This window comes from Halorubrum sp. SP9, assembly GCF_005435015.1.
Lineage (GTDB): Archaea > Halobacteriota > Halobacteria > Halobacteriales > Haloferacaceae > Halorubrum > Halorubrum sodomense.
Map to the genome: position 1 here is coordinate 1,342 of NZ_SGXU01000083.1, position 698 is coordinate 2,039.

The following is a 698-nucleotide window of genomic DNA, read 5'->3' on the forward strand; positions in this document are numbered from 1 at the left end:
CCCTGTCAATTCAACAGGTCACATCCTACATGACCAAGTTATTGCTCGCTCGAGAGTTCTAACGGGATGGAGTGAGGATATTCCTCTCCATTTCAATACTACAACTCCTCAAAGTGGAATTTTCCGTAGCAACCGCTATGCTGCGTCCATTCAGTTGGCACTAGGACATAGTGCTGGTAACTGGGTATCTGTAGAAAAGGCGGAGCCTCTTCGGAACTCCGACCTTAGTCAACAGTTTGTCTCTGATGGCGTCGCCGATGGTGGAGTAATTGTCATCGAGTCTGTTCAAACAACTGGGTCAAGTACAGATACTGTCCAAATCAGCCGCAATCAGTCAATAAACACGCCCGTATACTCCGGACAAACAGTTCTGTTTAATTCCACATTAAATCCGAGATCTGTTGAGCTTCATAAAGTAGGGAAGGACGGAAACTCTCGGATTGTATCCATAGGAACACAGTTGAACAATTCCCAACAAGTCGGATATAATACTTCAACGCTCTCTACTGGTACATACTACATCCACTCAGATAGAGTGGATTCAGAGAAGTTTGAGATTATTGGAGAGGACAGAAAACGAGTTACTCTGAAGAATATTACTGAAAGGTCGAACTACGGAAGTCCAATGCGGATCTCTATGTCTCACAGTGTGCCAAGATTAAATATAACATTTTCTAGTACGAATAGTAACTCTTCTA